Source organism: Shewanella sp. QJM3NY_23 (assembly GCF_056173105.1).
In genome coordinates this window covers 2,985,398-3,011,747 of record NZ_CM149657.1, presented here as the reverse complement: position 1 = coordinate 3,011,747, position 26,350 = coordinate 2,985,398, and the positions used below count along the sequence as shown (strand labels likewise).

At 46.3% G+C, this 26,350-nt stretch carries 17 protein-coding genes and 1 pseudogene; 13 read left to right on the top strand and 5 right to left on the bottom strand.

Annotation, left to right across the window (positions count from 1 at the left end):
• Window positions 1–123: 123 nt before the first annotated feature.
• Complete coding sequence (locus tag AC0VXX_RS13375; RefSeq protein ID WP_110457480.1) at window positions 124–336, top strand: dodecin; 213 nt, start codon at window positions 124–126, stop codon at window positions 334–336.
• A 46-nt stretch (window positions 337–382) separates the two neighbouring features.
• On the opposite strand, the gene queG is transcribed toward AC0VXX_RS13375, so the two are convergent.
• Window positions 383–1,609, bottom strand: coding sequence for a tRNA epoxyqueuosine(34) reductase QueG (gene queG / locus AC0VXX_RS13370; protein ID WP_475517034.1), 1,227 nt, complete (start codon window positions 1,607–1,609; stop codon window positions 383–385).
• Window positions 1,610–1,946: 337 nt separating this feature from the next.
• Between queG and AC0VXX_RS13365 the strand changes: the two genes are divergently transcribed.
• On the top strand, window positions 1,947–2,444 hold the full coding sequence (locus tag AC0VXX_RS13365; RefSeq protein ID WP_475517033.1) for a phosphatase PAP2 family protein: 498 nt from the start codon (window positions 1,947–1,949) through the stop codon (window positions 2,442–2,444).
• Between the two features lie 19 nt (window positions 2,445–2,463).
• Window positions 2,464–2,901 carry a DUF3069 domain-containing protein gene (locus tag AC0VXX_RS13360; protein WP_475514629.1) on the top strand — a complete coding sequence of 146 codons (438 nt, stop codon included), beginning with the start codon at window positions 2,464–2,466 and terminating at the stop codon, window positions 2,899–2,901.
• A gap of 108 nt (window positions 2,902–3,009) precedes the next feature.
• On the opposite strand, the gene rsuA is transcribed toward AC0VXX_RS13360, so the two are convergent.
• Window positions 3,010–3,699 (bottom strand): 16S rRNA pseudouridine(516) synthase RsuA, encoded by a 690-nt coding sequence (gene rsuA, locus AC0VXX_RS13355; RefSeq protein WP_475514628.1) that lies wholly within the window; start codon window positions 3,697–3,699, stop codon window positions 3,010–3,012.
• Window positions 3,700–4,057: 358 nt separating this feature from the next.
• On the opposite strand from rsuA, the gene AC0VXX_RS13350 reads away from it, so the two are divergent.
• From AC0VXX_RS13350 to AC0VXX_RS13335, 4 genes are all read left to right on the top strand, one after another.
• Window positions 4,058–6,142: a M13 family metallopeptidase gene (locus tag AC0VXX_RS13350; RefSeq protein ID WP_475514627.1), complete on the top strand. Its 2,085-nt coding sequence runs from the start codon at window positions 4,058–4,060 to the stop codon at window positions 6,140–6,142.
• Between the two features lie 224 nt (window positions 6,143–6,366).
• Complete coding sequence (locus AC0VXX_RS13345; RefSeq protein WP_475514626.1) at window positions 6,367–7,152, top strand: RelA/SpoT domain-containing protein; 786 nt, start codon at window positions 6,367–6,369, stop codon at window positions 7,150–7,152.
• Window positions 7,153–7,320: 168 nt separating this feature from the next.
• Window positions 7,321–7,722 (top strand): SMI1/KNR4 family protein, encoded by a 402-nt coding sequence (locus AC0VXX_RS13340; RefSeq protein WP_110457486.1) that lies wholly within the window; start codon window positions 7,321–7,323, stop codon window positions 7,720–7,722.
• An 89-nt stretch (window positions 7,723–7,811) separates the two neighbouring features.
• Window positions 7,812–8,312 carry a DUF4447 family protein gene (locus tag AC0VXX_RS13335; RefSeq protein WP_110457487.1) on the top strand — a complete coding sequence of 167 codons (501 nt, stop codon included), beginning with the start codon at window positions 7,812–7,814 and terminating at the stop codon, window positions 8,310–8,312.
• A 408-nt stretch (window positions 8,313–8,720) separates the two neighbouring features.
• On the opposite strand, the gene AC0VXX_RS13330 is transcribed toward AC0VXX_RS13335, so the two are convergent.
• Window positions 8,721–11,294 (bottom strand): TonB-dependent receptor, encoded by a 2,574-nt coding sequence (locus AC0VXX_RS13330; RefSeq protein WP_475514625.1) that lies wholly within the window; start codon window positions 11,292–11,294, stop codon window positions 8,721–8,723.
• A 501-nt stretch (window positions 11,295–11,795) separates the two neighbouring features.
• On the opposite strand from AC0VXX_RS13330, the gene AC0VXX_RS13325 reads away from it, so the two are divergent.
• From AC0VXX_RS13325 to AC0VXX_RS13310, 4 genes are all read left to right on the top strand, one after another.
• Window positions 11,796–13,070: an Nramp family divalent metal transporter gene (locus AC0VXX_RS13325; protein WP_475514624.1), complete on the top strand. Its 1,275-nt coding sequence runs from the start codon at window positions 11,796–11,798 to the stop codon at window positions 13,068–13,070.
• Between the two features lie 169 nt (window positions 13,071–13,239).
• Complete coding sequence (locus AC0VXX_RS13320) at window positions 13,240–13,704, top strand: YehS family protein (protein ID WP_110457489.1); 465 nt, start codon at window positions 13,240–13,242, stop codon at window positions 13,702–13,704.
• A 196-nt stretch (window positions 13,705–13,900) separates the two neighbouring features.
• Window positions 13,901–15,589 (top strand): NAD-dependent malic enzyme, encoded by a 1,689-nt coding sequence (locus tag AC0VXX_RS13315; RefSeq protein WP_475514623.1) that lies wholly within the window; start codon window positions 13,901–13,903, stop codon window positions 15,587–15,589.
• 496 nt (window positions 15,590–16,085) lie between these two features.
• Window positions 16,086–16,319, top strand: coding sequence for a cytochrome c3 family protein (locus tag AC0VXX_RS13310; protein ID WP_475514622.1), 234 nt, complete (start codon window positions 16,086–16,088; stop codon window positions 16,317–16,319).
• A gap of 396 nt (window positions 16,320–16,715) precedes the next feature.
• Here the strand turns inward: AC0VXX_RS13310 and AC0VXX_RS13305 are convergent, their stop codons facing one another.
• On the bottom strand, window positions 16,716–21,611 hold the full coding sequence (locus AC0VXX_RS13305) for a S8 family serine peptidase (protein WP_475514621.1): 4,896 nt from the start codon (window positions 21,609–21,611) through the stop codon (window positions 16,716–16,718).
• Window positions 21,612–21,904: 293 nt separating this feature from the next.
• On the opposite strand from AC0VXX_RS13305, the gene AC0VXX_RS13300 reads away from it, so the two are divergent.
• A complete protein-coding gene (locus AC0VXX_RS13300) occupies window positions 21,905–22,822 on the top strand; it encodes a LysR family transcriptional regulator (protein WP_475514620.1) in 918 nt (305 codons plus the stop codon).
• A gap of 46 nt (window positions 22,823–22,868) precedes the next feature.
• Here AC0VXX_RS13300 and AC0VXX_RS13295 read toward each other — a convergent pair whose 3' ends face one another.
• Window positions 22,869–23,756: an IS982 family transposase gene (locus AC0VXX_RS13295; protein WP_475514308.1), complete on the bottom strand. Its 888-nt coding sequence runs from the start codon at window positions 23,754–23,756 to the stop codon at window positions 22,869–22,871.
• A gap of 434 nt (window positions 23,757–24,190) precedes the next feature.
• Between AC0VXX_RS13295 and AC0VXX_RS13290 the strand changes: the two are divergent.
• Window positions 24,191–26,054 (top strand): annotated as a pseudogene (locus tag AC0VXX_RS13290) (methyl-accepting chemotaxis protein).
• Window positions 26,055–26,350: the final 296 nt, after the last annotated feature.

The following is a 26,350-nucleotide window of genomic DNA, read 5'->3' as shown; positions in this document are numbered from 1 at the left end:
GATTTGATTGCCTTCAGTCTAGGAGATTTTTACCATTAATGCCGATAGTGGGCTTTTTACGCGCAGAGGTAAAAAAGCTTTCTATACTCAAAGTAGACGACCAACTAACTTGGGAGAATCATTATGAGTCACACCTATAAGATCATCGAGCTTGTCGGATCTTCACCCATCAGTTCCGATGAAGCGATAAAGAATGCCATCGCCGAAGCGAGTCAGTCGTTACATCATTTACGTTGGTTTGAGGTGGTTGAGACCCGTGGCCATTTAGAGGAGGGGCTCATTGCCCATTGGCAAGTCACGGTTAAGGTGGGTTTTACCTTAGATACTGACAGATAACGGAAAGCAGGCGATAGGTGGTTTGCGCCACGGCTTATATTAAGGCTTACGCATCTCTTGGTAAGCCTTTTTCAATGGTGCGGACCACACGCTGGGTCTTGCGGTTAGGGTGCTGCGCGGCGACCATTTGTACCGCTAATGTGCTGGTCTCATCGGCGGGTGGGTTGGCTTTTGTCTGCTGCTGCATTAACGCCCAGTCAATATGTTCTATTACTATCTCATCGACCTCATCGCTTATACGTCTGTGCTGCAGCGCGGCCATAATGGCATCCGAATGCGGCGCATTGCCCAGCGCCACGGCAATGTTACGAAGCCAGCGCTTATGGCCAATACGGCGAATGGCACTGCCTTCGGTGTAACGTAAAAACTCGGCTTCACTCCAAGCAAACAGTGTGAGCAATTGCGGGTGTTTAAGTGGGTCGCGAGTGTGAAAGTCACTCTCTTGGGTCAATGGTGCCTGCGCATTGACGGGGCACACCAGTTGGCAGTCGTCACAGCCGTAGATACGGTTGCCGATCAGCGGCCGAAATTCGATTGGGATCGCGCCCTGCAGTTCGATGGTCAGGTAAGAGATACAGCGCCCGCCATCGACAACATAGGGTTCAACTATGGCATTGGTGGGGCACGATTTGATACAGGCGACGCAGGTTTGGCAATCGGCCTGAATGGGCACATCTATCGGCAGCGGCAGATCAATAAGCAGTTCGCCTAAGAAGAACCAGCTGCCGGCCTGATGATTGAGCAATAAGCTGTGTTTTCCCGTCCAACCAATGCCCGCCTTCTCGGCTAATGGTCGCTCAAGAATAGGGGCTGAATCGACAAAAGGACGAAAGTTGGGTTTTTCCATGCCTAAACTGGTTAATTCTGCCTCAATCTGTTGACCCAATTTTTTGAGCCGATTACGGATCATCTTATGGTAATCACGGCCTCCGGCATAACGAGAAATATAGGCCATATTCGGGTCGCGTAAATGGGTAGCAAAGCCAGCTTCTGGTGGCAGATAATCCATTCTCGCCGAGATAACCCTTAAGGTGCCGGGGTGGAGTTCTTGCGGGCGGGCTCGCATCATCCCGTGGGCCTGCATGTAGTGCATCTGTGCGTGATACCCCTTGTCGAGCCATGCTTGTAGCTTGGGCTCTTCTTGGGTTAAGTCGGTATCGGTAATGCCTATTTGTGCAAATCCGAGCGCTTTGCCCCACTGCTTTATCTTGATGGCAAGTTGTTGCAGTTGGCTGCTATTGAGTTGAGATAGCGCTGTTGGCTGTGTTTGCATGGTAATGGTATCGACATAGTGATGATGGCTAACTGCCACATAATACCAGTTAAGCCGCAGTGGCAACACCTTGAGTGGCTCACAAGCTTAATCAGCAATTAGTATCAGAATTAGTATCAGCAGTAGCGTGAGGTCGTAGCGTAGCACTGGGCGCAAATGACTGAGTGCAGCTTAGTGGGGGACCGACTAGGGGCGTCGATGAAGCGTGGCAGGCAACTCATATGGGGTTTATGGCACTCAGTTTTGCTTTTCGTCTGCGCGACAGGTATAAAGTCAGCCTTTTCCCGATATCTATTTTAAGCGAGTTATAGTGAAACGATTATGCGCAAGTATTGTCATGCTGCTAAGTTCATCTTACTGCAGCGCATCTAGCCTTGAACAGTCGGGGGATGTATTGCATCTGTTGTTACCTGCGGTCACTTTAGGGGCCTCTATCGCCGTTGAAGATGATTATCAGGGCAGTTGGCAGCTGATTAAAAGCGGCGTGGTCTCGCGTGTGGCGGTCGAAGGCTTAAAATATGCCATTGATAAACAGCGTCCAGATGGATCGGGCGATGACTCTTTTCCCTCTGGACACACCGCCGATACCTTTGCCGCGGCTACTTTTGTGCAGCAACGCTATGGTTGGCAGTGGGCGATCCCGGCTTATGTGGCTGCCGGTTATGTTGGTTATACCCGGGTGGCGAGTGATAAACACTATCTGGAAGATGTGTTAGCGGGCGCAGCGATTGGCATAGTGTCGGGACTCTATTTTACCGATCCCTATAAAGGCATCACTATCAGCCCGATTGCCGGTAAAGATAACTATGGTATTTATATCAGCGGGACATTTTAATTAAAGGGTTTACAAACATATGAATTATCAGAGTCAAGCCTATCAACAGCGGGCACAACAGGTGGCGTTAAACGTCTGCAATAGCGTTATCCCTATGGATAAGGTGCCGGCTAATTTGATGGAAGCTTATGCCAATCTTTGTCAGGAATTGATTGAAGATAAAGACCAAAAATTTGCAGCCGTGTGGGATGGCCTACCAGCCAGTGCCAGTGCATTATTGCCGCAAGCCGATTTTCATGGTTTTTATATCGCTAACGCTTGGTTGCAACTGAGTCGTGTGGCGCAAGATATTGCCGAGCTGGCCGACAGTGATGAAGCGATTGATGAAAAAGAGTACAACAATATTTTTACGCGTTTATCGGATGCGTCATTAAAAGAAAGTGCTAAAAAGCTTAAAAAAGCCCGTACCGACAGAGCCTTACTCAACAGCATCAAGAGTGTGATTAGCGGCGAGTGATAAGGTATCGCTCGCCATGACGATGCGACATGTGAGTGCCACTAAGACATAATGAACGCCCATTATTAACGCGGTTAATGATGGGCGTTTTTTTAGGGGGATAAGCGGTTAAACCGAGGCTATTTCGGCGGCGGTTAAGTAGCGCCACTCGCCAGGTGCGAGCGCCTCGTCCAGTTCGATATGGCCGACACATTCGCGGTGTAAGCCAACAACTTTATTACCCACAGCGGCAAACATGCGTTTGACTTGATGGTACTTACCTTCGGTGATTGTTAGTCGCACCTGTTGCGGGTCAATAATCTCTAAGGTGGCAGGTTTAGTGAGGCCATCTTCATTTTTCAGTGCTATGCCTTGGGCAAACTCGGCAATGAGCGCTTCACCAATTGGATCGGCCAGCTGGACCAGATAGCGCTTACCGCACTCTTTTTTCGGTGAGGTGATTTTATGTGACCATTGGCCATCGCTGGTGATCAGTACCAGCCCAGTGGTATCGACATCTAAGCGACCAGCAATGTGCAGATCTTCTGGTTTGGCGACATCGATAAGGCTCAGCACCGACGGGTACTCTTCATCTATGGTTGAGCAGATGGTATTGACTGGCTTGTTGAGCATGATAAAGCGAGGACCAATCACTGAGATGACTTCACCATTAAGGCAAATTTGATGGTGTGGAGTCACTTTAAAGCCGGAGTCTTTGACTATGGTGCCATCGCAGGTCACATCGCCTCGATGCAGGGCTTTTTTGGCCAGTGAGCGGGTTAAAGAGGTGGACTCGCAGATAAATTTGTCTAAACGCACAGGTTACTCGGCAATAAAATCATAATGGCAGACATTATGAGGCTAGCGCCGGCAAAGGGAAAGGGGTAGCGTAGTAATTCGCTCGACGTCACTAGCCACCCTCGGGATGCCGAGAGCCGCTTGCTGGGATGTCAAACCTGTAATATGAAACCTTTAGTTACATATCTGTGGTGCAATGACGTCAGCAGAATGGGAGATTAACTTGTTTACATTGGCCTAAACAATTTAACATGTATAGTTTGCAGTAAATGACCCATTTGAGCTAGATGATAAGCGCGGCAGGGCTCTAGCGTCATAGTCACATCGATAAACGCAGCGACAAAACAATAACTCAATCAGCATATACCAAGGAATTCAGATGAAGAAAGTGCTCGTAGGTGGACTTTGCGCCTCATTAATCATGGGTCTTAGTGCCTGTAATAACGATAAAGTCGAAGTTAGTGCGCCTGAGATGGCCAAAACAGAAGCAGCGGTTGCCGTTGAGCAAGCGCTGACCTCGGGTATCGACTTTGCTAACTTTGACAAGTCGGTTCGCCCGCAAGACGACTTTTATTCATATGTGAATGGCACCTGGATCAATAACACAGAGATCCCAAGCGATCGTACCAGCACGGGCGCCTTTTATGATTTACGTGAAAAGTCTCGTGATGACGTTAAAGCCATTATTGAAGAAGTGGCAGCCACGCCTAACCTCACCGCGGGCAGTGACGAGCAAAAAGTGGCCGATCTGTATCGCTCATTTATGGATACAGAAACCCTGAATGCATTAGGAATAAAGCCTATTCAGGCAGAGCTGGATAAGATTGCCGCATTACAAAACAAAGATGAATTAGTTGAGTATTTTGCCCATAGTCAAGTGATTGGTGGGGGCACACCCCTAGCGCTTTATATCAACATCGACGCTAAAGATTCTAGCCGTTATGCCACCCATATTTGGCAGTATGGCTTAAGCCTGCCTGAAAAAGATTACTATTTTAACGAAGCAGAGCGTTTCGTTAAGATCCGTCAGGCGTTTGTCGAACACATTGAAAAAATGTTCACTTTGGCGGGATTACCTAATCCAAAAGCCAGTGCAGAGCAGGTGTTAGCCCTAGAAACCGCTATCGCCAGCCGTCACTGGGATGTGGTCGAAACGCGTGATAGCACTAAGACCTATAACTTGTATCAAGTGGCTGAGCTCTCTACGTTAGCGCCAGACATCAACTGGGACGGTTACCTTAAAACCTTAGGTGCTGACCAGCAAGCAGACATTATCATTAACCAACCTAGCTTTATTGAAGGCTTCAATGAGGTGCTTAAGGCTAATGATTTAGCCACATGGCAGACCTACATGACTTGGCAAACCCTCACCCATTTTGCCGGTAATTTAAGCTTAGATCTCGACAAAGAGAATTTTGAGTTTTTCTCTAAGACCCTTAATGGCCAAGCAGAACAAGAGCCTCGTTGGAAGCGTGGCGTGGGCGCGGTGAATTCTGTCTTAGGTGAAGTTGTCGGCAAGGTGTACGTTAAGCGTCACTTTACTCCTGAAGCTAAAGAGCGCATGCAAGGTTTGGTTGAAAACTTGCGCGGCGCCTACGGCGAAAGTATCGAAAACTTAAGCTGGATGAGTCCAGACACCAAAGTGGCGGCTAAAGATAAGTTGGCTAAATTTGACCCTAAAATCGGCTATCCCGATCGCTGGGAAGATTACACTAAGCTGACAATTAAAAGTGATGACTTAGTGGGTAACGCCATGCGCGCCAGTACCTTAAGCCATGATAAAGAGCTAGAAAAACTTGGCTCAGCTATCCGTAAGTGGGAGTGGCACATGACGCCGCAAACGGTTAACGCTTACTACAACCCAACGATGAATGAAATTGTCTTCCCTGCGGCTATCTTACAACCGCCATTTTTTAACATGTCGGCCGATGATGCGGTTAACTATGGTGGCATTGGCGCCGTAATTGGCCATGAAATGGGCCATGGTTTCGATGACCAAGGGGCTAAGTTTGATGGTGAAGGCAACATGCGTGATTGGTGGACAGAGCAAGACTTAAAAGAGTTTGCCGCGCGCGGTAAAGCCTTAGTCGAACAGTACAATAACTATGCGGTGTTTGATGATCTTAAGGTCAACGGCGAGTTGACACTGGGTGAGAACATTGGCGATCTATCGGGTGTGACCATCGCCTATAAGGCTTATAAAATGTCACTCGATGGCAAAGAAGCTCCTGTTATTGACGGCTTGAGTGGTGATGAGCGCTTCTTTATCGGCTTTAGCCAAATTTGGCGCGCTAAGATGAAAGAGGAAGCGATGCGTAATCGAGTGGCTACCGATCCGCATTCACCCGCTAAATTCCGTGCGATAGGAGCATTGTCAAACATGCCAGAATTTTACACCACCTTTAACGTTAAAGAGGGCGACGCTATGTATATTGCGCCTGAAAAGCAGGTGAAAATTTGGTAAGTCTTTAAGGCAAGATTAAGCGCTATTCTATCTGCTGCTATGCAGATAAATTTTACGCTTTAAAATGTTACTTTAGTTAATAAAAAGAGCGCATTACGCGCTCTTTTTTGTGGGTTTTTTATCGTGCGTTAAGATGAATCAATATTCACTTTGCATTCAGCAAGGGTTAAGCCATTGGAGGATAGATTAGAGGCTCAAGGTTAGGATTGTTACCGAGGATGGTTATGAATAGATTATTTCGCACCTTTATTATTTTCCTGTTATTGCTGTCGACCCGTAGCGGTTTAGCCGCCAGTTATGAACCTCAAGTTAATTTAAAAGACCCACGCAGCAACTTCATCTCCCGCCAATCATTTAATCCTAACCTCGCTGGCCTTATCGCCATCCCCACCACGTCGTCACAACCCATTCGACAAACCAGCAGTAATCTAGAGCAACTTTACGCCAAAGCCGATGGCGCTCAGCAAGAGTTGCAAGACATACTCAAGAGTATTGATGGGGCTGAGCACTACGAGTTGATTGTACCGGCGATTAAAAGTTATCAGCGCGCGGCGCAGAAGGTCGCCGTTAAGTTTAATGGTGATGCCAGTCAAATTACCGATTTAGCCCGTGCCAGTATTGTTGCCAGCGATATTCATCGCTTGATGCATGCGTTCGAAGCGTTGCAACACAAGGCGACGATTGTGCAGGTTAAAAACCGCTTTGCCACGCCTAAAGCATCGGGTTATCGCGATCTTAATTTGTTAGTCAAGCTGCCACAAAGCGGCATGATTGCCGAGGTTCAGTTACACCTTAAAGCCATTGCTGAGATTAAAAGTGGTGAGGAGCATCAGATTTATCAAGCTGTGCAAACTATTGAAGCCAACGCCAAAGAGCAGCAACGTGCACTGAGTCAATTGGAACTGGCTAAAATCACTCAGTTACGTCAGCAGTCTCATAAGTGCTATCACAAGGCATGGCTGCACTATAAACGTATCGACAGTGCTAACCTTATTGCCCAAGCTGCGTAGGTGGCAACGGCATATTGTCCTCAGCCGATGGCGTCGCGGCGACAGATAATCCACCGCTACGCCATTGAGCTGCGTTTACCCATCAGCCTTCGACTGAAATTGGCTTAACAAATCCCCGCCAAAGCGATTATACTTGCCGCCATTAGCCCCATAACTAGCGAATAAACCATGCATGATCTGATCGAACAGCTACAGGAATTAAGTGAAACCGTACCGGTTCCGCTAGAGTTACCCACCTTTGAACAGCTGGTGGAGGTGGAAGAGCAAATTTTGATCCCACTGCCTGCAGAGTTAAAAGAGTACCTCTTGTATGCCAGTGATGTGATCCACGGTACGCTAGAACCCGTGACCGCCAGTGATCCATATGCGCATACCTATTTGCCCGAGGTGACCTCATACGCTTGGTCTATTGGCCTGCCTCGAGAGTACATCGCTATCTGTCAGATGGGCGATGACTTTTACTGTATCGACCAAGAAGGTCAGGTGATGTTGTGGCGTGATGGTGAGCTCGATGACGAGGGTTGGGAATCATTTTGGCAGTGGGCCGAAGACGTGTGGATCCAAGCTTAGCCGCTTAACCTTGTCAGCGCTTTTTCACCTTAGCTGATATTTGCAAAAGCAAAACGATAGATGTTTACGTACCCCATTTGGAAATTAATATGTCGAAAAATGCAGAGTTAAATGCGATTGAAATTACTTACCTTCGCCACTCTTTAGGTTTAAGTGCGGCGCAAGTTGCTGAACTATCAAAGTCGACCGAAGCGCAAGTGTTGGCTTGGGAAGCGGGCGAGGCTGACGTATCAGGACTTGCAGCAAAAAAATTACTTGAACTTGATGAAACCATCGAGATGCAAGTGCTTAATACCTGTGATGGTATTGAAGAGTTATTTAAAAAAGAACCCAAGCGACATTTAAGCTTTGTGGTGTACCCAACGCAGGCGATTTATACCCAATACAACCCTGAGTTTTTGAGTGCGTTGCCATTAACTGAGCTGTATAACACCGCGGCATGGCGCATCAAAAAAGAGTGCAAGTTGGTACTAGAGGTCGATGTGACCCTAATCGCTCTGGATGTCGAAGCCTACAAAGCTTATCGCGAAAAAGAGGGGCTTAAAGAGAGCCGTGAAAACCGTGCTAAGTGGGCGGCCACCCAGCTTTAAGTGTTAGCTCAAATACCGTAAAGGTAACCAGAAGACCAATGCCAGTCAGTTAAGCTGACTGGCATTTTTTGTTTTTGCTGGGGCTTGCTCTATGTCGATTGCATCGCTCTTGAGGGCGGCCTATTTGAGCATGCTTGAGCGTCAAAGTCGCAATGTGCTTCTATTAAGGTTTCATCGTTTTCTGGAAACGTCTTAGGTCAGTTAATGGTAATGATGGGAAGCCGGTGAGCATGAGCCTTATGGCTGCTTTTGGGTCTTTATTTTTAGTGGGTGTTAGCATTTTTTTCGTCTGAAATGATGTTGCTATGCTATTTGTTTAAGCTTGATTGAGGGAGGCGCAGTAAGCTAATCGGGCGATGTGCTTGATATAAAAACGGCGCCATTTGGCGCCGTTTGAGGTTAATGAGATTAGAACTTCATCGACAGTTTAGTGTAGAGGTAACGTCCCATTGGGTTGTGAACCGAGATCACGTAGCCGTAGAGATCCGTGTCACCATCACCGATGGCAAAGGGAGGTTCTTCATCGAATACGTTATTTACCCCAAGGGTTAGCTTAACGGTATCGTTAAAGCGGTAAGAGCCTGACATATCAACCAGCAGCTGTGATTCAACCATACGAGATTGGTTGGTTTCAAAATCCAATACGCCATCGAAATCAATGTCTGGCGTATCTTCGAACTCACCTATGTAGCTGAAATTAACGTTGGCAGCAAAATCATCCATTGCCCAATGTGATGTTAATAACCAGCGATTTTTAGGGAACTTATATTCGCCTGTGTAATCGAGGTTATCTTTTTCGAAATTATGCAAGTAGCTGTATTCTAAACCGAACTTAATGTCACCATAGCCGTCTAGTTCTAGACCGTAATGGGCTGATAAGTCCATGCCTTGCACTTCTTGCGAGCTGAGGTTAATAAAGCTGGAGTTGATAACACTGATTGGGCCAAGTGATTGTCCGGCTTGAGGCGCTAAACGTTCACAAATAGTACTGTTTTGATCATTACAATTGGCAGTGTAGAGATCGCCTAAAGGCTGCTTATCGATTTTGTTATCTTGGGTAATGCTATAGACATCGAAACCAATGTCGAACTGTTGGCTCGGCGCCCATATAAGACCGGCGTTCCATGTTTCAGACTCTTCGGCCTCAAGGTTGGCGTTACCCGAAAACTCGGTATTGTAATCTAATGCGGTGCAATCGACGTTGTCGGCAGCGCAGCGATAGGTATCAATAAAAAAGCTACTTTCTTGTGATGGACCTAAGCCAATTTGTGCCAGAGAGGGAGCACGAAAGCCGGTTGACCAAGAAGCGCGAGCGGTAACTTCATCACTAATGCCCCATTGGAATGCCACTTTAGGGTTAGTGGTTGAACCAAAATCACTGTAATGGTCATAGCGGCCAGCCAGTTGCAGCTCAAAGTTATCGGTCAGCGGAATCGAAAATTCAACATAAGCTGCGTATTGATCGCGATCGGCTTGAGCTGAGACAGCTTCTGTACCGAAGATTAAGCCTCGTTGAAATTGATCATCGGGAATATCGCTGACATCTTCTTCGCGGTATTCGACCCCCGCAGCCATCATCACGTCACGCTCGGCTAGTGTAAAGGCATGGCCTGTAATGCTGGCATCATAGGCTGTAAGGTGAGATACACCTTGGCGCACTAAACTAGTGGTTATTCTATCAATAACCTCTTGTGAATTGATTGTGCCACCAAAAGGGTTGTAGTTACCTGCGTCGATTTCTGCTTGCAAGAAGTCGGTTCTCACCCAACCTTGCGAACGATCGCCTTTTTGGGTCGATTCGCTGCGCCCTTTTTGGGCCGAGATTTCCCAATCCCAATCATTAATGTTACCGCGAAGTCCGGCCACCAAACGTAGCGAGTCGGATTCAATATCCCAGCGGCGAGCACCCGCATCAACAGTGCGGAAGCGGCCAATTTGAATATCTTTGCCCCAAGGGTTATCAGGGTGACTACCGGGAACCGTCAGTCCTGCATCTTCATCTAACGGGGTCGGTGCGCCGCCCGCTTCTGAGGTGTTATGTTGAGCGGCAATTTCGAGGAAAGCGGTTAACTCATCATTAAAGTGGTAGTCAAATTGGGCGATAGCTCCAACGCGCTCCGCAGCCGGAATGGTTAAGTTATAAGGACCATAGTCAAACAAACAACTTCCGCCTGCTGTGGCGCTATCAGCTGGACAGTTAGGATCGATAGTTTTTACGCCATCAACATAAAAGTACCCCGGGAAACCACGAGAAGAGCGGAAGTCTTCGCCACCGTATGGGCTTTGATCTGCGGTACCTAAACGGCCGAGTTCATCGGCAGCTAGGGTGTCGTTTTTAAAATAATCAAGAATGATTGAAGCGCTGCCTTGGTCCGACTTGGTGCCCCACACTAAACTCGCGGTTTGCTCGTTGTACCCTGTGTCAGATGCATCACCATAACCTAAGTTAAGCTCAATGCCTTCGATATCTTTTTTCAACACGATGTTAACTACGCCAGCTATCGCATCAGAGCCGTAAATGGCAGAAGCCCCATCTTTTAAGATATCGATACGCTCAATGGATGAAACCGGGATATTGTTAATATCGACAAAGGAGTTAGTGATCCCTTCAGCAAATGAACTGACAGATACCCGGCGGCCATTAATTAATACAAGTGTGGCATCAGGACCTAGGCCGCGAAGGCTGATAGACGCAGCGCCATTGGCAGTAGAGTCTTGGCTATTACCGCGGGTAGAAAATGCCCCGGCGCCGTTGGCTGGCATGCGCTCAAGCAATTGCTGCAGATTATCGAAGCCCATGTTGGCGATATCATCTTTATTGATCGATTGGATCGGTGATGGACCTTCGATGTCGGTACGTTTAATGCGAGAACCTGTTACTTCGATACGTTCAACGGTGTCATCAGCAGCGTAGGCGTGAGGAGTCAGTGCGATTGTAATGGCAATAGCGCAAGCGCTTGGCCAAGTTTGAGGTCTTTTCATGATCTTCCCTAATGATGTTTTTATAGTATTAATTCAGTGACTGACGACAACTAAGTGACTGCCAGACTCTGGCTTGCTGTTGTTTAATTGTTATTTTTTTGTTTAAAGTGGGTTACCTAATTTAGCGGCTAGGAACTTAATGTCAATAGGCGATCAGGCTAACTGGCGAGCGAATGAAGAATTGGTATCTTATTGAGTTGTTGTACGGTGTTATCGCGTTAAGTTCTCTAGGCGACTGCAGTGAATCAGCTATAAACTTGATGTTCAGGGTTTATGTAGCGGCTAGCGATAACATTGTGGCTTTACTGTCCAATGGTAGGTTAGTGAGAAAATGTGATGGACAATCTTTGATAAACCGTTTCTTATAAAAGGTCTGAAATAAACAATGTGTTATAGACGGAGCATGGTAACTCATGTAGCTAATAACTGAGTGTATTTCGATTGATAACGATTACTTTTAAACCTTAATGATTAAATTACCGATAAACGGATAAATACACTATGAATAGCACCCAAACCATGGCGGCCATTGGCCCACTTGGGCGAGTCAATCGCGTACTCAAAGCCACTGGGCCTGGGTTGTTAATGGCGGCAGCAGCAGCCATTGGTGCATCGCATTTGGTCGCTTCAACCCGCGCTGGTGCCGAATTTGGTTGGCAGCTAGCTTGGGTGATCGTGGCGGTTAATTTACTTAAGTATCCGTTTTTTGCGGCAGGAGCGCGTTATACCGCCGCCACTGGCGAGAGTCTGCTGCACGGTTACTTGCAGCAGGGCAGGCGCTACCTATTGTTGTTTACCGTGCTCAATACCATTGCGGCCATTGCGAGCACTGCGGGCGTGGCGATGTTAACAGCGGCGATGCTCACTTTGTTTATTCCCTTATCTATCGATATCTTGGCGTTCATCGTTTTAGCGTCGAGCTTGCTCATGTTGATACTGGGGCATTATCAACTGCTTGATAAGGTGACTAAGGTGGTCATGTTGGTGTTAACCATTACCACCTTAACGGCAGCAGCATTAGCGTTTAACGCCGAGCCCATTATAGTTGACGGATTTGTGTCACCTTCGCCATGGGATTGGGCCCATGTGGGCTTTTTGGTGGCGATGATGGGCTGGATGCCCGCGCCTATTGAAGTCAGTTGTTGGAACTCATTATGGCTATTAGAAAAGCAAAAGCAGCAAAGAGTGACTCAAGCGCAAGCCTTGTTCGATTTTAATTTAGGTTATGCCACTACAGCGGTATTGGCGGTGGTATTTTTATCCTTAGGAACCTTGGTGATGCATGGTAGCGGTGAGCATTTTTCGGCTTCAGGAGCTCAATTTGCTGACCAGCTCATTACCCTTTATAGCCAAGTACTTGGCAGCGAAAGTCGTTATTTAATCGCCATTGTGGCCCTGCTGTGTATTTTCAGTACCACTGTCACTGTGATTGATGGTTACAGCCGAACCTTAGCGTTAGGTTGGCAATTATTGATGCAGCAGCCAAGCGACAAAAGTAGTGCCTGGCTAACGGCCATCATGGTGGGGGTGAGTCTATTGGGGCTGGGGATCATCTTATTTTTCAAAGGTGCCTTGTTGCCATTATTACAGTTTGTTATGACGCTAGCGTTTATGACGACCATTATTTTTGCGTGGCTCAATTACCGATTAATGACCAGTGAACGCTTGGCCGTGGCGGATCGTTATGGTACTAAAATGCGCTTACTATCTTGGTTGGGCATGGGGTATTTGCTGGGCTTTGCAGGCCTATTTATCTATTGGAAAACGCTAGGGTAATCGTTTGTCTTGTGGGCTTGACTCCAATGTATATACGCAGATGAAATATCCGCGGCGTGATGAGCCAAAAATGGTGAAAAAATCGCTTAGTTAACGGTAAAACTCAGTTATAATACGCCTCTAAGATGATCGCGCAGCCGCGCTATCCAAAAGGTAAAGACATTCGATTATGATTAACAACGATATATTACGCCGTTTACGTTTTGTGTTTGACTACCAAAATGCGAAAATGATTAAGATTTTTGCCAAGGTAAAACATGAGATAACCCAAGAAGAACTGCTCGACATGCTTAAGAAAGAGTCAGAAGAGGGCTATAAACCGTGTAACGATAAGACCCTTTGTCTGTTCCTTGATGGCTTGATCATCGAGAAGCGCGGTTTAAAAGAGGGTGCTGAGATCCCTGAGCCCGTGTCGCAGTTAAACAATAACCTGATATTCAAGAAGCTTCGAGTCGCACTTGAGATGCGTGAAGAAGATATCATCAACACGCTTGCCTTGGCAGACTTCAGCATGAGCAAGTCAGAGTTAGGTGCTTTGTTTAGAAAGCCGGGCCATAAGCACTTTAAAGAGTGTGGTGATCAGGTGTTGCGTAACTTCCTTACTGGGTTATCGATTAAATATCGTGGTAAGTGATCTTCAATAAGTCATATCAAAAGCACAGCCTAGGCTGTGCTTTTTTGTGGGCAAAAGTAGGATGTTTAAAACAAAGGCAAGGATAAAATAATCAAAAATCCACCGCTAAAAAGACAACAAAGATCACACTTTGTGGTAATCTTGCCGCATTCGAACGACAGTCAATCCACTATTTCACATACAATAAAGGTTACCAATGGACGATAATAAACGCCCGCTATATCTTCCTTTTGCTGGTCCAGCCATTTTGGAGGCGCCTCTTATTAATAAAGGCAGTGCGTTTACCGAAGAAGAGCGTATTTTCTTTAACCTTGAGGGCCTCCTGCCTCATGTTATCGAAACAATTGAAGAGCAAGCGTCGCGTGCCTACGACCAATATAAAAACTTCAGTAATGATCTCGATAGACATATCTATTTGAGAAACATTCAAGACACCAACGAAACCCTATTTTATCGTTTAGTGCAAAACCACATTACCGAGATGATGCCTATCATCTACACCCCTACGGTGGGGATGGCGTGTGAGCGTTTTTCAAAAAACTATCGTCGTAACCGGGGTCTGTTTGTCTCTTATCCTCATAAAGACCGTATCGATGATATTTTGAATAACTCGACTCGCCAAAAAGTGAAGATCATTGTGGTCACCGATGGCGAGCGTATCTTAGGTCTTGGCGACCAAGGCATTGGTGGTATGGGGATCCCCATTGGTAAACTCTCCTTGTATACCAGTTGTGGTGGGATCAGCCCAGCATATACCTTGCCGATTACGTTGGATGTGGGCACGGATAATCCGCACTTGCTTGAAGATCCTATGTATATGGGCTGGCGTAATCAGCGTATTGGCGGCGAAGAATATGCCGAATTTGTTGAAGCCTTTATGCAAGCCGTGCATCGCCGCTGGCCAGATGCATTGATCCAGTTTGAAGATTTTGCGCAAAAGAATGCCATGCCATTACTTGAGCGTTATAAAGACCAATACTGCTGTTTTAATGACGATATTCAAGGCACTGCCGCAGTGACAGTTGGTTCATTACTGGCTGCGTGTAAGGCTGCCAATACTCAGTTGAGTCAGCAGCGAATTGCGTTTCTAGGTGCAGGCAGCGCCGGCTGCGGTATCGCCGAGGCGATTGTGGCGCAAATGGTCTCTGAAGGTATTTCTGATGAGCAGGCTCGTCAGCAGGTGTTTATGGTTGACCGTTGGGGCTTGCTGCAAGACAACATGCCTAACTTATTGCCGTTCCAGCAAACCTTGGCACAGAAGTCTGCGCTGGTGGATAGCTGGACGACCGAGAGTGAAAACATTTCATTGTTAGATGTGATGCACAATGGCAAGCCGACTGTATTGATTGGTGTGTCAGGGGCGCCGGGATTATTTAGCGAAGAGATCATCAAAGCGATGCACAGTCATTGTGCGCGCCCGATCATTTTCCCGCTGTCAAATCCAACCAGCCGTGTTGAGGCAACGCCAAAGGACATTTTGCATTGGACGAAAGGGGAAGCATTGGTCGCCACAGGCAGCCCATTTGAACCTGTGGTCATTGACGAGCAAACCTTTGAAATTGCTCAGTGCAACAACAGTTATATCTTCCCAGGTATTGGCCTTGGGGTGTTGGCTTCTGGCGCGAAACGCGTCAGCAATGAAATGCTTATGGCCTCGAGCCGTGCGTTAGCCGAATGTTCACCGCTGGCGATACAGGGACACGGTTCACTGCTGCCTAAACTGGAAAATATTCATCAGGTGAGTAAGCATATTGCGTTTGCGGTGGCTAAGGTTGCTGTTGAGCAAGGCCATGCACTGCCTTGTAGCGATGAATTGTTGTTACAAGCGATTGAGGATAACTTTTGGACGGCCGATTACCGTCGTTATAAGCGCACCTCGTTCTAATCAACCTTGTTGTAATGTGAAAAAGCTGCCCAAGGGCAGCTTTTTTATTGGATGTCGCTTGTTAAACGGTACTTGATGGCATAAATGCTGTTCAATCAGTTCATTATCCACTTACTGCACTGTATTTATTGCTATCGCTAGGCTTTATGGTGGGTAAATACGCTAGGTCAGCAGATTCATCTAGAACTCACCCACAATTAACCTGAGTGCAGATGTGCTTAGGCTGATTAACCTTGTGTTAATCATATTGACAGTCATCACAAAGTTGAGCTTTAACGTTTGATGCTATTAGCATTTTACTCCGATTGTTGTTACTTTTAAGTTTCAGTTAATACTGATCGGTAAGTCTAGGTTTATCGGTTCGCAGCAATTTGCTTTTTTAGTAGGTGTTTAGCCTTAGCGAAAATTGAGTGTTCGCTGTAAAAGCTAAATTGAGCGTCACCTTTATTTCACTATTTTGTCAGTTTGGTCATAGCCGCTGACTCTAGGAGCCACTATGAAATATCTCGCTATTGTTGCCGCCTTACTCTTTGCTGGTTCAGCTGCAGCACTTGATTGCACTGAATGCCATGAGAAAGTCGATTTGACGGTACACCAAGAAGCCGAAGCAACATTGGCTACATGTAATGATTGTCATGCTATGAGCGATGCTCACACCGTTGACATGGAAATGCATACCCCTGAATTAACGATTACTGAGTGCGCTGATTGCCACGGTTTAGAAAAGTAATTATCGGCTAGTCAACTTGTTGTAATAAAAGCCATCTTATTTTTAAGGTGGCTTTTTTTATGGCACTTTTCATACCGAGATACCATCCAATAACCTTATCTCAAATAACCTTATCTCAAATAGCCAGAACCCGAATCTTTGTTGCCAAATAACCGGCTGCAGAATCGTTTATGCCCAATAATCAGTCATTGACTGGATATGATTCGCCATCGCTATTACTGCTGTTCACTTTGGTGGATTATGCGCAAAAAAAAGGGCCCTCGTTGAGGACCCTTTATTGTGATTATCGTGTCAGCGTCAACTTAAGATTGAGCCTTCGACTGAATGATTCAGTTTTAGGCTCAGGTATTAAGTGACTCTTTTAAAGCTTCTGTAGACTCTGTTAAAGCTTCTGTATTAGTGAAGCTTTCTACGACGTCCGGCTACCAATGCTAATAAGCCAATGGCTAAGAAACCTAAACTACCACCATCATCATCGGATGTTTCTGGTGCTGGCGCTTCTGGCTCTGGTGCTGGAGGCGTAGGTTCTACGCCGTCAGACATAACCACTAGCGTAAAGCTGGTGTGCGCTGCATCGTTAGGGAAGGTGATGTCATGGGCTGTTACCGTAACGGTCGTTTCGCCATGCCAATCTTGCTCTGGTGTTAAGGTCACCATGTTTCCTTCGATAACGGCACTGATGTGCTCGCCACTGACTTTAATGCCATTTGCGGTGTTTTCTTTATCTTGTATTAGCACCTCAAAGCTTATGCTGTCATTTTCATCGACAGACATATCATTAAGCGCGCCAATAGACAGATTCGATGGCACGTTAATGACTGCGGTAGTTGTGATGCTATCGCTGCCGGTGTAGTCACTGTCTACCGCTAGGTTAAGTGCTTGACCAACTGCTGTGGCACTGACTCTAGCTGAAAACGACACTTTAATTTCAGATTGCTCTGGGCCAGCATAGTTAGCACAGACCACAAGTCCTTCTTCAATCTTTGAGTCAAGATCGTCAAAGGCAAAGCCATCACCACTATAACCATAAGTTGGGCCATAGGTGCCCCGTGGGCCATAGTAGCCATGCAGACCAATTGACCCTAAGTGTGATTTAGCGCCTTGAATTTTGTCATAAGCGAACACAAATTCATGCTTGCCAGGGGTGAAGTCTATTTTACTCGAGGCAATCACTTCGAAGCTATAACGTGCGTCGTAGTCTGGCTCGAAGTTAACCCCCCATGCAAACTCTTGGCGCATATTATCCCATTCGACAATCAGGTAATCACCGCTTACCGTGCTTGCCATACTCACACCATCTAGGCTGTCGGTGTCCATGTTGTATTCAGATAGAATAAAACCGTCGCCGCGCCATAGTGGGGCAATAATCGTGTCAGGGAAGAAATCTGCAGCAACAGGATAGTGCGCAGGCCAGAACAGCGGCATGCTATCAAGTTGAATAAAGCCACCGGGTGAAATGGCGAGCGTATCTGGCTCCATATAATCAGGGTTATTGTTATACAGTGGGATACGGTCAATACCAAAGATGTTTAATGGTAAGATCACGGTGTCATTTGAACGACCTTGGATCGCTGGCTCTGCGGTGATACCCGCTTCGCTAAGTAGATCTAAGTAGTATGGGTTTGAGCCGATGGGGACTCGACAGCTCTCATCTACAGCACTGGTGGTGTAGTGATATTGACGTTTTTGAGCGTTACTCGCCATCTGAACTGTGCTTAAGCTGATCTGCTGTCCTTCAATATTGATTGAATCTTGCAGACTTTGGTTGTTGCTAATTGCTGTGACAGTGTCAGCCAACAGTTGCAAGCCTTCTGGTAGCGTAAGATGCATGTTCACATCTCGCTCTAGCCCAAGGGTGTTGGGGGCCAGTGTCACGGTGACATCGACAACATCGCCTTCTTTAGCTTGTTCTTGACTGGTCACAATAGCAACATCGTCACCGCCGTGAACCAAATGGACAGCCATCTTACCAATGTTACCGACATTGTCAGCGCTGCTACCCACTTCAATTACGCCATAGAAACGATCGCCTTTTTCTGCGCCAGGCAATGTCCAATGCATCTGCAGTTGATAAGGGTCAAGACCATTAGTGCTTTGTGGTCCTGTGACGTCTAACTGTTGATTACTTTCATTGGGAATAACCGCTAAGCTAGTCGTGATACTGTCTTGGGTATCTTTAACATCGCCATAGAGGCTCTTGTTATTGCTAACCAGAGCCCAGTAGCGTCCTGGTACTGGATTATTAATGTTGCAGAAGTCGAGGATGTCGGTCGATGAGAAACAAATCGCTTCGTCATACCAGTCAACTAGCCCGTTTTCATTAAGATCAATACCGATATCAATCTTGCTTACAGCGGTTTTATCTTCAGCCGTAATCTCCCATACGATACGACTTGTACCTTCTGGAACATCGAAGAATTGGATATCAATACCTGGATTGCTCTTCAGCGTTTCAGGCTGAGTGTAATCAGGGAGCTTTGATGCACTGAGCTTATGCTCAGTCATTTGCCCGGCGGTTAAACCATGGACTGTGACATTCAGCTCACTGATCTCTTTGGTCATCAACTCTGGCGTCAGAATGGTACCTGTGTCACGGTGGATCATGCCTGATACCATTTCTGGCAGGCTAGAACCGCTATAACGTGCCATTACAGGCAGGTACTGTTTCGATAGGTTGCTATCTTTAGGGGTGATTTCAACCTTACCAAACACCTCGTTAGACGAAGAGTTCGCATTAACCGATGACACATCCAGCACTTTGGCGGTAACCATAATGCTTTGCGACTGGCCAGCCTTGAGGCTAAAACTGTTTGGATAGACACCTAACTCAAGGAAAGGCGCACCTTCGGCTTCGAGTCCAGTTGCGCTGATATCCCATTCACCATCGGTTGTCGCGGTAAAGGTACGCATCCAGGTACAGCTGCTTTTACATTCAGCATTCACTAAGTAAGGCACGTTCAGCGCGGTAACATCACCGCCTTCTTCTGGATTGGCTGCGCGGTAGTTATCAGCCGTTTCATCCATGACTAAGCCCGCTTTCATTGCGCGAGCTACGTTAATGACACCACTACCCATCTCATAGAAGGTGGCTTCTTTGAGCTCGGGTGGATAACTTCTACCATATGACTTTCCTGGCAGAGCCGTGGTCATCAAGGCTGATTGGATCATCGCCGGAGTCCATTGTGGATAGGCTTGAGTCAGTAGCGCTAATGCACCCGCCACGTGTGGGCCAGACATAGAGGTACCACTGATTGCCACGTAATCACTTGGCGCTGGGTACATGCTAAAGGGCATTTCATCGGCGTAAGCGGCAAAAATATCCACCCCAGGCGCAGATACGTTGGGCACCATCACATTAGGATTGCTCAGGCTAGGACCGCGTGATGAGAAGCTGGCTAACACATCGGCTTCACGTTCGGTGGTCACAATCTCAGATGGATAAATACTGGCTTGTGCATCCTGTGTGTTGGCAACCCATTCGGTGAGTTTTCTACCCGCATTGTAGTCAACATGTAACCCTGGAATGGGGAACGTATTTAAGTTCAAGCTATTACCGCCGGTACCATCGTCCCAATTAATCGCATTGTAGAGTATGACAGCACCTGCACCGCCTGCAGCAACATTGACGCCTTTGTCGACACGGGCGATATCGCCACGTTTACACAAGACAATCTCATTGCTGTTAAAGGTATTGGCTGGGAACGGGGTTAGACAGAGTGCATCGCCATAATGGGCTGCATCTACCAGAGTACCGCTGAACTCACCCGTAATGCCGGCACCGGTGATATCTTCTGGTGCGTTTGCACCAACAAAATCGGTAAGCCTACCAGGGATTTGGTCGATTTTACGGCCATGGGTGCTAGCAGCAACCGAGGTTAACCAAGGTGATACATGGTCTATATAAGATGGGCCGTATTGGCCCCAGTTACCTGCAGAAGCTGCGACAGAAATGCCTGATTCACGCGCGGCCAGAAATGCCATCTCGATGGCATCATACCAAGGTAAACTCTCTAAACCACCAATGGAGAAGTTAATGACATCAACGCCGTCGATAATGGCATCTTCTATCGCGGCCACAAGTGCATCTCCAGGGCAACCACCATAGGTTTCACTGTAAGAGCCATCTCCGGCATAACAGGCTTGATAAGCGATAATGTTGGCACGTGGTGCAACACCCGATATTTCAGGGAACACTAATGGCGTTGGTACACCATCAGAAGATTCTGTCATGCCATTAAGTGGGAAGTTCACATTATACAGTAGGTTACCCGCAACCGTACTAGCAGTATGTGAGCCGTGACCGCTATAATCTTCGCCGTTAGGTGGGCGCTTATAATCGACATCCCAACGTGGAACGTCTGGTTGATAAATAGGATCTTTGTAGGTATCAGTAATGATATCGTACGAACGAACCCCTATCAGTTTGCTGTTACACATCATAGGGTATTCGAGACAATCACCTATGTAATTCCCTTCGCCCAATGGGTTGGTGTGCTTATATCCGTCACCTGCAACGGCGGCAAATGAGGGGTGGTCCGAGTTAATTCCGGTATCGATAATACCGGCAATAATCCCTTCACCACGTAGCTCAACCCCATCGGGGGCGCTTGAGCCTTGCCAAACCATGTCTGCACCAATGTGCTTTGGTCCTGCGTCGGTAAATAGTTTGTACTCTTTAGCGCGGGTGACCGCCTTGACACCAGCCATTTTCGCCACATCGGCGGCTTGCTGCTGTGTGAGAGTTAGAGTCATACCGTTTAAGGCAACATTAAAGCGCTGTTTAATTTGAACATCGGGGGCGACCATCCTAATTTGGTTCACCGCGCGATCTTGCGCTTGTGTTAAGAACTTCTTGTAGCTCTTAGCCGCAGGGCTTTTGACATCTAAAGTGCCACGGCCACTACTGCGCATATTGGATTGCTGGCTGCGTGGAGAGGTCGCAGCATAATCTGGACGCTCGCCTTGATATAGCGCGATTGGCGCATCCATTAACTGAATGATATAGGTATGCTGACCTTGAATCTCGTCTTCCCACACAAAAGGCGCTTGATGATTACTGCCTTTTGCTGCGCGATGTACGTTGAGGCCGATTTGTCCGGGATGGCTAACTTTGTTTGTTGCTGGATGAGAAGATTTGTTGTTGTACTTTTCCAGCAGTTCGGGCGTTATGTTGACACCGACCAAATTATTGGCTTGGCGCAGCTCAGGGGACAAGGGGTCAGCAACAAGCGCCCCTAGTCCTGTCGCATATAACGCAGCTAGCGTCATAACGCTGATCTTCTTGAGTTTCATGCTTCATTCCTTGTTTGTTTTTATTTCTAGTTGTTGCAATCGTGTTAACTCCTGCCGCTCGATTGTTATGATTTATGCTGTTGAGATGCCAATGCATTATGCGTATATCATCATGAGAAAAAGCTATTGCTAGCAATTTATCTGAATTTTAACTTTTTATAATCAATAGCTTGATGTGTTGCGTTTAGGCGGGCGTGTTGCTAGAGGTGATACAAAGTGTCACAGCAACTTTGTTGTTGAAACTTTGTTGCAAATGTATGTTGTTGTTTTGTTGCGCGCTTGGTGGGTGGATTGTGATTGAGTTTAGACATTTACGAAATTTTAGTGTGCTTGCTAAGGAGCAAAATTATCAAAAGGCCGCCAAACGGCTTAACCTCGCTCAGCCGTCATTGACCAGAAGCATACAAAGGCTGGAGAGTTTACTCGGCACCGAACTACTTAATCGCGGTCATCAATCGATGACTCTGACGGCTTCGGGCGAATTAGTGCTAAGTCATAGCGATGCTATTTTGGACTGTGTCGATACCTTGCGTAAAGAGCTGCATTATCTACAAGGTAAAAGTAGCGGTCATTTATTGATAGGCGCTAGCCCTGTGCCAGCCAATACCATTATTGGCCCTGCAATAGGGCGTTTTATTGAACTGCATCCCGATGTGCATGTGGATCTTAAGGTCGCAACTTGGCAGGAGCATATACAGCAACTGCTTCAAGGTAAGTTGTCTTTGTTGGTCACCGATATCAAAGGGGAGGCGTTAGGTCATGAAGCATTACTGCAGACATTTAATTTACCCTCTTACCACGCGGTATTTTGCGCACGAAAAACCCATCCTTTGGCGGTGAAACCTGAGCTGACTTTAGCCGACATACGCGATTATCCTTTGGCAATACCGCGTAATTTACCTACTGGAGTGATGGAGTCTTTTGCTGATCTTTTTTCTCCATACCGGGTTGATTTTGCTGGCTTGCTTCATTATGACACTTTTCAGCCGATTAAAGCTGCGTTACAACACTCGCAAATGCTGGCCTTAACCCCTCAAGTAAATCTATTAGAAGGGCAAACTAAGTCATCCTTGTGTGTGTTAAAACCCATTGATATGCCGCCTTTGGATGTGTGTTTTAGTATTGTGATGCTGAAAAAGCAAAATAACTTAGCAGCAAATCGTTTTTTGCATCTACTGCTTTCAAGTGTCACAGCGTCATCAGTATCGTGATGGTGGCGATGACTTGCAGAAATTGATTATTTAACCTCAGATCGGTTTAACGTAACACTGAAATCACGTTGAATTCTGCTGATGTAATATTGAGTTGTGGCTTATTCTCTTTGAGTTGATAAGCCACTAAACCACCTATCACATTAAGCATGAAACCATGTACGCTGCGGTGCCGTGTATGCTCTATTTGTGAGATGTTTTTTAGCTGGTCATTGATTGTTTCGATAATAAATCGTCTAGAAAGCATGGCTCTATCCCATAATGATAAAGCCTTTGCTTTCATATTTTTACGCACGTTATTAACGATAGTTACCCCACGTTCTAATAGGTCGCCTGCTAACGCTTTGCCGATATACCCCTTATCAGCATAGAGTTTATCCATTGATTCAACGACCATATCTTTTACGGGTTTCGTGTCATGAACATTCGCAGGTGTTATTTTGGCTGCAACGATGCCACCTCGATGGTTCACAATAAGATGAAGTTTAAAACCATAGAACCAGCCCATCGTGCCTTTTCCTCGGCTGGCGAGACCTGCTAGCGTTTTATGCCTTGGAATTCGTAAATTATGACAAACCTTAATGCTCGTTGAGTCAACGAACTCGATGCCTGTCGGTTCGCTTTTTAAAGAGGAAAAATAACTGCACATTGGAATGACTGCACTCGGCATGACTTCAAGAAATCGAGTGTAGCTGAGTAAGTTTGGAAAATCAGATTTGTAGAAACGAGCCAGATATCCTGTGTAAAAATTCTTGAAGTCACGATGATTAGACATATGGAAGGCGATGATAATTGTCATAATTTCACTCATCGTCATTCTGCCTGCGCGCTTACGCTTGCGAGTTCCATCGGTTAGGCACTGTTGTTCCCATTGAGGAATAAAAGCATTACAAAAATCATCGACATCACAAAATACATCCACTAAATTATTCATATGCCCTCTGCGTGATTGATTAATCTTGGTCGAGAGATCTGATCACAAAGAGGGCTATTAGTTCAATTTCTTATCCCGAGTTCAGGTTATTTAGGCTGAGCTGCTAGGGCGATAATCGGGCGAAATGCTGTGCTACAAGGCTGCATCGCTTTTGAGTTGCTTTATCAATTTACTCTATTATGTTTTAAATAAGTGTAAAGGGGAGGGGGTTGGCCACTGCGCCGACGATTTTGAGGATTACCCTTATTTTCTGGTCTTACCTGTAGGTAATTTGTCTAAATCTACAGCGGTTAGTTGGCTTAGTGTTAAGAAAGGGCGTGGCTCGGCCGACATAAACTATAATCGTTAAGATGTTATCGCTTCTATTTTTAGCCTCTTAATCGTCTATTGAGCTCTACATTGCACAGTCAACATACTCTAAGGATCCCTTCTCTATGCTCATACGCCACAAATTGCTTGTTAGTGCTGCCGTTTCTATCTGTTCGGTTATTGCGATGTTTGGTTTACAGCTTTATTCAGGTGATACGCTCGACGATCTTTCACACGCTGCTCAGAGCGTGATTGAACTGGAAAAAGAAGTTTTGAGCTTGCGCAAAGATGAGAAGGATTTTTTTTGTGCGCTTAGATTTGAGCTACCTAGATAAGCATAAAGCAAACGCGAGTCAGTTAGACAGTACTCTGCATGCACTCAATGAAACGTTCGATCGCTATGGTATCTCTGCTGCAACATTAGATGGTTTTAAACAAAGTGTAGAGCGTTATGAGCGGGTGTTTGTTGATATTGTAAGTCTGCAGCAAAAAATAGGCTTACATCCCAAAGATGGCTTGTATGGTACCCTGCGCAGTGCGGTGCATGACGTTGAATCATTAATCGAGCAATATAATGAAGCCGAAATGCTGGTGACCATGTTGCAGCTAAGACGCAATGAAAAAGATTTTATGCTGCGTCGTGATTTGAGTTACGTTGATAAATTCAGCACTAACCTCGATAAATTAAAGCAACAGGTTGCCGATTCGACGCTTGCAGGCAGTGTCCAGTTGCAACTTAATCGATTACTTAATGGTTATCAAACCAGCTTTAAGATGTTAGTCGATACTGAAATTGAACTTGGTTTAACCAAAGAAGATGGCCAAATGGAGCTTTTAAGAGAGAGTATTGCTAAGGCTGAAGACGATTTAGTGGTGTTGAAAAAACAGTCACTCGAGGCGATTGATAGCGCTGAAAGTCGCGCGACTACCATCGGCCTTGCCGTGTTTATTCTGATCACCATTATTCTAGTCAGTTTCACCCTCGCGATTATTCGCAGCATCATGGATCCCGTTAAAAAGATCAGCGATGCAATTTCGCAAATCGAAGAAACCAAAGATCTGACTCTACGTTGTGATACCACTGCAGATGATGAAATTAGTCAGATTGGTACGCATTTTAATAGCATGGTCGACTCACTACAGCAGCTAATTAAGCAGGTGTTAGATTCTGTCGATATGGTTAATCGTTCGTGTAAAGAGTTGTCTGAAAACGCCATTCGCGCATCAGAAGGTGTGAGTCGCCAGCTGAATGAAACCGATATGGTTGCAACCGCAATAACCGAAATGGGCGCGACCATTGATGAAATCGCTAATAATACGGAGTTGGCCGCAGAGCGAGCCAGTAATACCCATAATAATGCGCAGCAGGGGCAAGTGGGCGTGGTGCAGACTATCGAAAAAATTCAAGCATTGGCAGAGCAGCTCAATGGCTCAGTGCAAGTGGTGGCAGATCTTGAAAAAGACAGTGAAACTATTGGCAGTGTGCTTGATGTTATTAGGGGGATTGCCGATCAAACTAACCTACTGGCATTGAACGCAGCCATTGAGGCCGCTAGAGCTGGTGAGCAAGGCCGTGGCTTTGCAGTCGTGGCCGATGAGGTTAGAAGTTTAGCCATGCGCACCCAAGAGTCGACAGAGGAGATTTCTGACATTATTCAAACCTTACAGTCGCGCACACGCTCGATTGTTGAATTAATGGAATCGACCCAGAAGCAGGGCAGTGAAAGTGCGGCAGAGGCGGCAAACGCTGGCGCTTTGCTAGAACAAATTAATGCCGATGTAACCAATATTATGGATATGAGCACACAAATAGCGGCCGCTATCGAAGAGCAAAGTGCTGTGGCTTCAGAGGTGAATCAAAACGTGGTGATCATTCGCGATATTGCGGCAGACTCAGCAACAGCAGCGCAAGAAAATGCCAATGCTTCGGATGAAGTACGTGCGCGGACCGAAGCGCTTTATCAAGCGGTAAGCTTATTTAAGATTTAATCTTTACGCCAGCAGCAAACCAACAGGGCCAAGGTGTTTTATCTTGGCCCTGTTGGTTTTAATCCTCTTAACAAGGATAAGTTAAATGTTGAGGACGCAGACAGCTTGGTGGTGGCTGAGATGGTTTAAGTTATGGTTTAGGTAGCTTAGGCGGTGGCTGAGATGTGAATCGCCACTAGTTCATATCACGACTCTTTTACACCACTAAATTAACGATAACGTTAAAGTCTACAGATACAAAAAAGCCTCGCATTGCGAGGCTTTTTTGTTTAGTTGCCGCAGCACCTAATTAAATT